At 72.1% G+C, this 9,852-nt stretch carries 8 protein-coding genes and 1 pseudogene; 5 read left to right on the top strand and 4 right to left on the bottom strand.

The window, feature by feature from the left end; genetic code table 11:
• The coding region (locus tag SSOG_RS18410; protein ID WP_009715756.1) for a TetR/AcrR family transcriptional regulator at nt 1–389 on the bottom strand (389 nt) is incomplete at its 3' end.
• A gap of 355 nt (nt 390–744) precedes the next feature.
• On the opposite strand from SSOG_RS18410, the gene kbpA reads away from it, so the two are divergent.
• From kbpA to SSOG_RS18390, 4 genes and pseudogenes are all read left to right on the top strand, one after another.
• A complete protein-coding gene (gene kbpA, locus SSOG_RS18405; protein ID WP_009715755.1) occupies nt 745–1,569 on the top strand; it encodes an AfsK-binding protein KbpA in 825 nt (274 codons plus the stop codon).
• A gap of 196 nt (nt 1,570–1,765) precedes the next feature.
• A pseudogene (afsK, locus tag SSOG_RS54855) lies at nt 1,766–4,413 on the top strand (protein serine/threonine kinase AfsK).
• Between the two features lie 97 nt (nt 4,414–4,510).
• Nucleotides 4,511–5,050, top strand: a complete 540-nt coding sequence (locus SSOG_RS18395) for a hypothetical protein (protein WP_106516638.1) — start codon at nt 4,511–4,513, stop codon at nt 5,048–5,050.
• A gap of 117 nt (nt 5,051–5,167) precedes the next feature.
• Nucleotides 5,168–5,749, top strand: coding sequence for a hypothetical protein (locus SSOG_RS18390; RefSeq protein WP_009715752.1), 582 nt, complete (start codon nt 5,168–5,170; stop codon nt 5,747–5,749).
• A gap of 12 nt (nt 5,750–5,761) precedes the next feature.
• On the opposite strand, the gene SSOG_RS18385 is transcribed toward SSOG_RS18390, so the two are convergent.
• From SSOG_RS18385 to SSOG_RS18375, 3 genes are read right to left on the bottom strand one after another with little or no spacing between them, the layout of a single operon-like run.
• Nucleotides 5,762–6,529: an enoyl-CoA hydratase/isomerase family protein gene (locus tag SSOG_RS18385; protein WP_039938017.1), complete on the bottom strand. Its 768-nt coding sequence runs from the start codon at nt 6,527–6,529 to the stop codon at nt 5,762–5,764.
• On the bottom strand, nt 6,526–6,981 hold the full coding sequence (locus SSOG_RS18380) for a Zn-ribbon domain-containing OB-fold protein (protein WP_009715750.1): 456 nt from the start codon (nt 6,979–6,981) through the stop codon (nt 6,526–6,528). Before SSOG_RS18380 ends, SSOG_RS18385 begins: the two co-directional genes overlap by 4 nt.
• 6 nt (nt 6,982–6,987) lie before the next feature.
• Entirely contained in the window at nt 6,988–8,133 is a 1,146-nt protein-coding gene (locus tag SSOG_RS18375; protein WP_039938016.1) for a lipid-transfer protein, read from the bottom strand.
• Nucleotides 8,134–8,238: 105 nt separating this feature from the next.
• Between SSOG_RS18375 and SSOG_RS18370 the strand changes: the two genes are divergently transcribed.
• Nucleotides 8,239–9,840, top strand: coding sequence for a FadD3 family acyl-CoA ligase (locus tag SSOG_RS18370; protein ID WP_009715748.1), 1,602 nt, complete (start codon nt 8,239–8,241; stop codon nt 9,838–9,840).
• Nucleotides 9,841–9,852: the final 12 nt, after the last annotated feature.

Here is a 9,852-nt window from a genome sequence, read left to right as displayed (position 1 = left end):
CGCTTGTCGCCCTCGGCCGCGCCGAGGTCGACCACGCGCAGAATGGCGTCGTGTTTGCGCCAGAAGGAGAGGAAGCCGTCGACCAGCTCATCGGCCGCCGTGGCGCCGGACTTGCCCGCCCAGGAGCGTCCGGAGACGAGTTCGGTCAGGCCCGCGCCCTCCTTCGCCATCTCCTCGGCGATCTCGAGGACGGCGCCCTCCACATCGGGGAAGTACTGGTAGAACGTCGCCGGTGAGGTGCCTGCCTTACGGGCGACATCGATGACTTTGACGTCTCGGTACGGGGATGTGCTGAGCATCTCGCCGAGGCAGTCGAGCAGCTTCTGCCGCGTCGCCTGCCCGCGACGACCGGCCACCCGACCGTCGACGGTGCGTACTTGTCCTGTCATGCCGTCAGCTTACCGAGGGGTGATCGAAGCGCGATTCGACTGCGTGCAAATGGGGTTCGTACGGGATGAGAGGGTTTGTGAGCCCTCCTCCGCAGCTCGGAATGGCTGATTCCGGCCCCAACCCGTGGCCTCTCGGACGTCGTCAAGCCGTCAATCACCGCTCCGTCATGCGGGTGAATCGTGTTATCAACAGCCTGTGGATAAGAAGCGTGGATGACCCGGGCGGGACCTGGTGATCCGGGCCAAGGATTGGCCAAATATTTCGACTTTCGAAGCGGGCACCCGGGACGATCCCCCGTTAGCGTGGCAAATGCGGTAGAAGCCGCGAACAGGAGGACGCGGGAGGACTCGGGTCATGGCCGCATACGCGGAAGGCGTGCCCTGCTGGGTGGACGCGATGCTGCCCGATCTCGCGGCGGGCCGCCGCTTCTACGGCGAGCTGTTCGGCTGGACCTTCGCCGAGGGCACCGCGGGCTACCGCCCGTACACCTGGGCCCGGCTCGACGGGAAGGACGTCGCGGCGCTGGTGCCCAAGTCCGACGGCCGGATGCCCATCGTCTGGAACGTCTACCTCGCCACCGAGGACGCCGCCGCGGCCACCACCCGGATCCGCGAGGCGGGCGGCCGGGTGATCGTCGCGCCCCGGTGGATCGACGACCTGGGCGTCATGGCGACGGCCGCCGACCCCGGCGGCGCGGTCTTCGGGCTCTGGCAGACGGGCAGCCACCCCGGCTTCGCCCGCCGGGACGTCCCCGGCAGCTACGGCTGGACCGAGGTCCACACCCGGGAGCCGCGGGTGGTGGACGCCTTCTATCGGACGGTCTTCGGATACGAGGCGGCTGCCGAAGGATCCGGGGAGAAGCGCCCCGCGGACCTCCTGCTGTGGTCGCCGCGGGGTGAGCCCGCCGACCCGGACCACGCCGTCGCCGCGCGGGTCGTGATCGGTGAAGGGCCCCCGGCCGAACTGCCCGCGCACTTCCTGACGTACTTTGTGGTGGCGGACTGCGATCATGTGTCGCGTACGGCCCAACGGCTGGGCGGACGGGTTCTCAATGGGCCCGAAGATACGCCGTACGGGCGTTTCGCGGTCCTTGCGGACAATCAGGGCGCGGTCTTCGCGGTCATCGACACCTCGCGGGAGGGCTCCGGAGCAAGGGAGAACAGGGCGGGACGGGACTGAGAGCGGTCCGTCGGCGGAACGTCGAACCGGACGGGCTCCGGCTCCGTATCGCCCGATGACACGACGAATCGCCCCCGGGTTCGCAACCGCCGCCTTCGCCAGAGAGAATGCAGGATGCGTGCCGCCGGTTGGTTTGTCGGTGAGACGCTGCACGGGGCTGTATTTTTTGGGGCCCCCACGGGGAGGTGGCAGGCAAGTGGTGGACCAGCTGACGCAGCACGATCCGAGGCGGATCGGTCCCTTCGAGGTGCTGGGCCGGCTTGGCGCGGGCGGCATGGGGCTCGTCTATCTGGCACGTTCGGCCTCCGGCCGACGGGTCGCGATCAAGACGGTCCGGACCGAGCTGGCCGAGGATCAGCTGTTCCGCGTCCGTTTCACCCGCGAGGTGGAGGCGGCCCGCGCGGTCAGCGGCTTCTATACGGCCGCGGTCGTGGACGCCGATCCGCGTGCCGCGGTGCCCTGGCTCGCTACGGCCTACGTCCCCGCGCCGTCGCTCGAGGAAATAGTCAATGAGTGCGGGCCGATGCCGGCCCAGGCGGTGCGCTGGCTGGCGGCAGGGGTCGCCGAGGCGCTCCAGTCCATCCATGGCGCGGGTCTGGTCCACCGGGATCTGAAGCCGTCGAACGTGCTGGTCGTCGAGGACGGTCCGCGTGTGATCGACTTCGGTATCGCCTCGGGCGTCTCCAACACCCGGCTGACGATGACCAACGTCGCCGTGGGCACGCCCGCCTATATGTCGCCCGAGCAGGCGCGCGACTCGCGCAGCGTGACGGGCGCCAGCGACATCTTCTCGCTCGGCTCCACCCTGACCTTCGCGGCCACCGGGCACGCGCCCTTCCACGGCGCGAACCCGGTCGAGACCGTGTTCATGCTGCTGCGCGAGGGGCCGGACCTGACCGGGCTGCCGGACGAGCTGCGGCCGCTGATCGAGTCGTGCATGCAGATGGAGGCCGACCGGCGGCCGTCCCCGGCCGATTTGCAGTCGCAGCTGGCCCCGCACCTGTTCGCCTCGAACGCCGACGACAGCGGTACGGCCTCGGCATGGCTGCCGGGCGGCGCGGTCGCGCTCATCGAGCGCAAGCGCAGCGGGTTGCAACCAGGTGGCCCGCTCCGCGCGGCCCGCGTCCCGCCCCTCCGGGGGCGGCGGGGGCGGAAGCCCGGCGTCCGCGCCGCTGCCGCCCGAGCGGCCGCCCGCACCGCCCTCGTACGCCCCTGCCGCGGGCGACGGGCGCGGCGGCGGACGGCACGGGGCGCCGGCCGGAGCGAGCGGCTGGGAGCCGGTGGGCGCGGGCGATCCGCGCGGCGGCCTGCGGGCGCCCGACGCGGGCGGCCCGTCGGCGCTCAGCTCCATCGGCCCCGGGCGGCATGCCGCGCCGTCCGCGCCTGCCCCGTCCGCTTCGCCTGCTCCGCCGGCTCCGTCGGCTCCGTCGGCGAGTGCACCGGCTCCCGCCCCCGCCCCCGCTGTCCACCGGGGTCGACGGGCCGGTCCGGCTGCACAACTCCCAGGTGGCCATCGGCCCCGGGCTGCGCGCCGCCGACGCGCGCGACCCGCAGCAGCGGCACGACAGCGGCCCCACCACGGGCTGGGTGCGGCCGCCGGGCGGGCTGACCACCGGCGGGGGGAGCGGGGGCGAGGCCGCCGTTCCGCCGCCCTCCCACTCCCCGGCCACCGACGCGGCCGAGCCGCCGGGCGCGGCGGGCCACGGCCGCTGGCGGCCCTGGCGGTTCCGCATGTCGAACGATGTGTGGGGTACCCCGGCCGTCGCCGGAGACCTGCTCTATGTGACGTCGTTCGAGGTGCACGCGCTGGATGTGGGCACCGGGCGGCGGCAGTTCAAGACCCGCGACGTGGCCTGGGCGATGGCCGTGGAGGGCGGCCGTATCCACGCCTCCGACGGCCCCACCCTGTACGCGCTGGACGCGGCGGACGGCTCCGAGCGGTGGCGGCTGTCCACCGACGGCTGGGTCTACTCGCTCAAGGTCGACCGCGGCACGGTCGTCACCGGCACCCGCGGCGGCGGCGTCCAGGCGTGGGAGGCGGCCAACGGCGAGCTGCTGTGGGAGATGCAGGGCGTCCAGACCGACTTCGAGACGCCCGAGTCCGGTCCGGTCGTGCACGACGGCACGGTCTTCGTATGGCAGGACGCCCGGCTGCGCGCCCTGGAGGCGCGTACGGGCGTGGAGCGCTGGTCGTACCCGGTCGGGGACACGGCCTCCTGCGGCGGGGTGCCGCTGCGGCTGCTCCCGGCGCCCGACGGGATCGTGTACGTGTCGGCCGGTACCCGGGTGCTGGCGATCGACATCGCCCGTGGGGAGGTGCGGTGGCGTTTCGAGGCGCCCGCCGTCTTCCTGAGCCCCCCGGCGTACGCGCCGGGGCCCGCGGTGACCGGCGGCGGCATCTACGTCAGCGACTACCTGGGCACGGTGTACGCCCTGGACGCGGCGAACGGCCGCGACCGCTGGCGCATCGCCACCGAGGCGCGCGGTTCGATCGAACCGGTCCTGGTGGCCGACGGCTCCGTCCATCTGGGCAGCGGCAGCGCCCTGTACACGCTGGACGCGGTCACGGGCACGCCCAAGTGGCGCTTCGCGGCGGGCGGCGAGGTCATCGGCTCCCCGGTCGTCGCCGACGGCCGTGTCCACTTCGGCTCGGCCGACCACTGCCTGTACACGGTGGACGCGGCGGGCGGCCAGCTGCGCTGGAAGCTGGCCACGGGCGGCGAGATCACCGGCTCGCCGGTGGCGGCGGGCGGCGTGGTGTACGCGTGCAGCAAGGACCGCTGTGTGTACGCGCTGGACGCGGTGAAGGGCACCGGTCAATCGCGCCCCTCGGCCCGCGCGTGACGGCCGTGTCCCTGACAACCCCTGCTACCGTGCTACGCGTTCACTGACCTCCCGGGTATCCGGGAGGTCGCTGGTTCAACGGGGGATGTGGTTCGTCATGCGCAGAGGTCTGCGGTTCACCGCCGTGCTCCTGGTGGTGCTGGTGGCTCTCACCGGGTTCAAGAGCAAGTCGCGCGGGAGCAGGGGGCACAGCAGCGGGGGCGGCTGCTCCAGCTCCAGTTCGCATCAGTCCGGTTCGGGGTCCGGTTCGACCTCCGGCGGCTACTCGGACTCCGATGACTCATATTCCGGTTCCGGCGGCTCCCGCTACCGCGACAACAACCGCTACGGCTCCACCCCGACCTCCGGCGGTACGGCGAGCGCGTCGCCGAAGGAGCCGGAGACGACCGTCGTCAGCTGCGCCGGCCGGGACAAGGGCGGCGACCCGGCCGCCACGGTCAAGGTGCGCAACCGCACGGGCTCGTCCGAGCTGTACGTCGTCCAGATGACCTTCCTCGGCAAGAGCGGCGGCGAGGTGACCCGGGGCAGCGGGAACGTCCGCGTCCCCGCAGGGCAGACCAAGACCGTCCGGGTGCCGCTCGACGATCCGCTGGAGGCCCGGAACGTCGCGCGGTGCGAGGTCGAATCCGTTTTCTGAGCCGGTATGCCGGGCCGTGGTGACTTGGGAGTACGGGTACCCGTTGGCTAGGGTGGCGTGCACTTGTCAACCAACATCAGGTTGGCTTGATTGCGGCTTTTCCACGGGGGTAATTCCATGCAACGCCGTTCCTTGCGCCTGTTTGCCGTCACCTTGGTCGGAGTACTCGCGCTCACCGGATCGCTCACCGGATGCGGAAAGAAGAAGAGCCACGGCCTCGGCGGGGGCGACAACGGGTTCGTCTCCGGCGGCACCGGCGGCGGTGACGAGCCCGCGTCCGGCCCCAGCGGGCTGTCCAGCGACATTCCCACCGATCTGCCGAGCGGGGCCTCGGACCTGCCGTCGTACGGCTCCCCGACCACCTCGGACCCGTACTCCTCCTCCGCGCCGTCCACTTACAACCCGGACGCGACCAGCGAGACGAGCGGCACCAGCTGCCGCTACGACCAGTCGACCAGCCAGTTCAAGTACGACGTGACGGTCACCAACACCGACACCACCCGCAGCTTCCGCTACTCCGTCAGCGTCAGTTGGAACGAGTACGGGAACGACGGGCTGCTCGGCTACGACAGCCAGGACGTGACCGTGCTGCCCGGCCAGAGCGAGACGTTCACGGCCGCCGCGAGCTACACCATCACCAAGCGCACCCAGTACACCTGCCAGATCAGCCTGGCCAGCAAGACGCCCGCGAGCAGCTGACGCACGCCCCGCTCACCGGACGCGGAAGCCGGGCGTGCGGGCCGCGAACAGCGCGGCCTGGGCGTCCGGCGGCCGGTTCCCCAGGGCGATCAGCTGCGGGGCCCGGGCGAGCGCCTGCGTCAGCGCCGCCTCCTTCGCCGCCCACAGCGCCCGTACGGTGCCCTGGACCGCCTCCGTCGGGTACGACGCGATCACGGCGGCGGCCCGCACCGCGGCGGCCACCGCCTCGCCTTGCGGCACCACCTCGCTGACCAGGCCCGTCTCGTAGGCCCGCCGCGCCGAGATCCGCTCGGCCGTCCCCATGAGCGCCATCCGCGCGACCTCCCCGGCGGGCATGCGCTGCGCCATGTAGACGGCCTCGTACGCGCTGACCATCCCGTAGGAGGTGTGGGGGTCGAAGAAGGTCGCGGTCTCGTCGGCCACGATGAACTCGGCCTCGCCCAGCAGATAGAACGCCCCGCCGCACGCCATTCCGCCCACGGCCGCCACGACCGGTTTCCACAGGTCGTTCGCCTTGGGGCCGATGTCCCGCAGCGGATCGTCCATCGCGTACGGGGACGGCGGCTGCGGGACGCTGACCGAGCGGTCGATCCCGGTGCAGAACGCCCGCTCGCCCGCCCCCGTGAGCACCACGGCCCGCACCGACTCGTCCCCGCGCAGCCGCCGCCATACGGAGGCCAGTTCGGCGGCGGTCGCCAGGTCGATGGCGTTGTGGCGTTCGGGCCGGTCCAGGGTGACGACCGCGACCCCGTCGTCCCGGGGCTCCGTCGTGACCGTCATGGCCGCTCCAGCAGCCAGCGCACCACGGTGGGCCCGCCCGGCATCGTGTGGAAGACGGCCTGCACGGGCGCCCCGATCCGTATCCGCACCGGATCGACGGAGTCGAGCGCGGCGTCGGCGGACGCGACCAGGTTGCCCACCAGCCGGATCCGCGGGGCCTCCGCCAGTTCGACGAGGATCACGTTGTACGGGGCCTGGGCCGCGTAGGCGGGCAGCAGGGGCGGATGCGGCAGTACGTACGACCAGATCCGGCCACGCCCGCTCGTCTTCGTCCACAGGCTGTCGAAGGACTGGCAGTGCGGGCAGCAGGGGCGGGGCGGGAAGCGCGGTTCATGGCAGCCGGTGCAGGTCTGGACGCGCAGTTCGCCGCAGGCGGCGTAGTCGAAGAAGGGCGCGCCGTCCTCGTCGGGTACGGGGTGCAGCAGCTCCTGGGTCGCGTCATGGGTCGTCATCGGTCGTCAACTCCTCAGCAGCAGGGCCGATGTGGGAACCCCCTCGCCCGCCGTGACCAGGCAGGTGCCGGCGTCGGGGACCTGCGCGGTGCTGGTTCCGCGCAACTGTCTGACCCCCTCGGTGATGAGGTTGAAGCCGTGCACGTAGGCCTCGCTCAGCCCGCCCCCGCCCGTGTTGAGCGGCAGCCGTCCGCCCATCTCCAGCGCGCCGCCCTCGGTGAACGCGGCGCCCTCACCGCGCCCGCAGAAGCCGTAGCCCTCCAGGGACAGCGGGATCAGCGGGGTGAACGCGTCGTAGATCTGCGCCACGTCCACGTCCTGCGGACCGAAGTCAGCGGTTTTCCACAGGTGACGGGCGGCGGTCCAGGCGGGCCCGGTGAGCGGGTCGTCGTTCCAGTAGTTGACCATCCCGTGGTGCTGCGCGGGCAGCCCCTGGGCGGCGGAGTGGATGTACACCGGCGGGCGGGCGCAGTCGCGCGCCCGCTCGGCGGAGACGACGACGCAGGCCAGCGCGCCGTCCGTCTCCAGGCAGTTGTCGAAGAGGCAGAGCGGTTCGCTGATCCAGCGGGCGGTCATGTACATCTCGCGGGTCAGCGGCCGTTCGTACATCATCGCGGCGGGGTTCTGGTTGGCGCGGTTGCGGCAGGCCAGCGCGACGTTGAAGAAGTGGTCGCGGGTGGCGCCGTACTCGTGCATGTAGCGGCGCGCCAGCAGCCCGATCTCGTCGGCGGGCCGCAGCAGCCCGTACGGCCGGGTCCACTGGGCGGGCGTGGGCAGCTGGACGCGGGTGTTGGTCCAGGGCCGGGGCCCGCTGCCGCGTTTGCGGGAACGCCAGGCCACCCCCACGCCCGCCTGCCCGGTGGCGATCGCGGCGGCCAGATGCGCGACGGTCGCGCAGGAACCGCCGCCCCCGTAGCCGACCTTGCTGAAGAACGTGACGTCGCCCGCGCCGATGGCCTTGGCGACCTCGACCTCGTCGGTCTCCTCCATGGTGTACGAGGCGAAGGCGTCCACCTCGGAGGGGGCGATTCCGGCGTCGTCGAGGGCGGCCAGGATGGCGCGGCAGGCGAGGCTCTTCTCGGATTCGGGGAGGCGTTTGGCGAACGCGGTCTGGCCGATGCCGACGATCGCCGTCGCGTCCTTCAGGCCCATGGCCACCTCCGTACGTCGCGGTCACCGGTGCTGACAGCGGGGAAGGCTACCGCTAATCTGACGGGTAGTCAGCTAGTGGGAGTCGCTGTGCTGGAGGTTGGTGTCATGGCGGAGTGGCAGACCATCCCGGCGCTGATACGGGACGCGGTGCGGCGCCACGGCGAGGCGACCGAGGCCGTCGTCGAGGGCCGCGCCCGGATCTCCTACGCCGAACTCGGCGCCCGTATCGAACGCGCCGCCGCCGCGTGCATCGCCTCCGGCGTCGAGCGGGGCGACCGGGTCGCGATCTGGGCGCCCAACACCACCGACTGGATCGTGGCGGCCCTCGGCGCGGTCACCGCGGGCGGTGTCCTCGTCCCGGTCAACACCCGCTTCAAGGGCGCCGAGGCGGCGTACGTCCTACGGCGCACCCGGGCCACCCATCTGTTCATCACCGGTACCTTCCTGGGTGCCTCGTACGTGGCGTCGCTGCGCCGGGCCGCGGAGCGGGGGGCGGGCCAGGGGGTTCCGCTGCCGGGGCTGCCCTATCTGCGCGAGGTGATCGTCCTCGCCGGGGACGCACCCGACGACTTCCGCACCTGGAAGGACTTCCTGGCGGTGGGGGAGTCCGTACCGCCGGACGCCGTACGGGACCGGGCCGACTCCGTACGCCCGTCCGACCCCTCCGACATCACCTTCACCTCCGGCACCACGGGCGACCCCAAGGGCGTGGTGATCACCCACGCGCAGACCCTGCGGGTCTACGACACCTGGAGCGAGGTGACGGGGCTGAGGCAGGGCGACCGCTATCTCATCGTCAACCCGTTCTTCCACACCTTCGGCTACAAGGCGGGCATCATCGCCTGCCTGATGCGCGGCGCGACGATGGTGCCGCAGCCGGTCTTCGACGTGGACACCGCGCTCACCCGCATCGCCGCCGAACGCATCAGCGTCCTGCCCGGCCCGCCCACCCTGCACCAGGCGATCCTCGACCATCCGGCGCGCGACGCCCACGACCTGTCCACGCTGCGCCTGGTGGTGACCGGCGCCGCCGTCGTCCCGCTGGAGCTGGTGGAACGGCTGCGCTCCGAACTGCGCGTCGCCACCGTGCTGACGGCGTACGGGCTGACCGAGGCATCCGGCACCGTCACCATGTGCCGCCGGGGCGATCCGCCGGAGGTCATCGCCGCCACCTCGGGCCGCGTCATCCCGGACACCGAGATCAAGGTCGTGAGCCCCCTGGGCGGCCCGCGCCCGCCGGGCGCTCCCGGTGAGGTCTGGGTCCGCGGCTACCACGTGATGCGCGGCTACTTCGAGGACCCGGTCGCCACCGCCCGCGCCATCACCCCGGACGGCTGGCTGCGGACGGGCGACATCGGTGTCCTCGATGCGGACGGCAATCTGCGGATCACCGACCGGATCAAGGACATGTTCATCGTCGGCGGCTTCAACGCGTATCCCGCCGAGATCGAGCAGCTCCTCGCCCGCCACCCCGATATCGCCGATGTCGCCGTCGTCGGCGTGCCGGACGCCCGACTCGGCGAGGTCGCCAAGGCGTACGCGGTCCGCCGCGCGTCCTCCGGCCTGAGTGCCGATGAGCTGATCGCGTGGGCCCGCCGCGAAATGGCCAACTACAAGGTGCCGCGCCACGTGGAGTTCCTGCCGGAGCTGCCGCGCAACGCGAGCGGCAAGGTGCTCAAGCACGCGCTGCGGAGGCGGACGGCGTGAAACGACGGCGTG

The organism is Streptomyces himastatinicus ATCC 53653 (genome assembly GCF_000158915.1).
Taxonomy (GTDB): domain Bacteria; phylum Actinomycetota; class Actinomycetes; order Streptomycetales; family Streptomycetaceae; genus Streptomyces; species Streptomyces himastatinicus.
Note: the sequence above shows the minus strand (reverse complement) of the source record. Positions and strands in the feature narration are given on the sequence as shown.

Excerpts from the sequence above, each read along its gene's own strand:
- kbpA (WP_009715755.1), top strand. The coding sequence starts at position 745 with ATGGCCGCATACGCGGAAGGCGTGCCCTGCTGGGTGGACGCGATGCTG.
- SSOG_RS18395 (WP_106516638.1), top strand. The coding sequence starts at position 4,511 with ATGCGCAGAGGTCTGCGGTTCACCGCCGTGCTCCTGGTGGTGCTGGTG.
- SSOG_RS18390 (WP_009715752.1), top strand. The coding sequence starts at position 5,168 with ATGCAACGCCGTTCCTTGCGCCTGTTTGCCGTCACCTTGGTCGGAGTA.
- SSOG_RS18385 (WP_039938017.1), bottom strand. The coding sequence starts at position 6,529 with ATGACGGTCACGACGGAGCCCCGGGACGACGGGGTCGCGGTCGTCACC.
- SSOG_RS18380 (WP_009715750.1), bottom strand. The coding sequence starts at position 6,981 with ATGACGACCCATGACGCGACCCAGGAGCTGCTGCACCCCGTACCCGAC.
- SSOG_RS18375 (WP_039938016.1), bottom strand. The coding sequence starts at position 8,133 with ATGGGCCTGAAGGACGCGACGGCGATCGTCGGCATCGGCCAGACCGCG.
- SSOG_RS18370 (WP_009715748.1), top strand. The coding sequence starts at position 8,239 with ATGGCGGAGTGGCAGACCATCCCGGCGCTGATACGGGACGCGGTGCGG.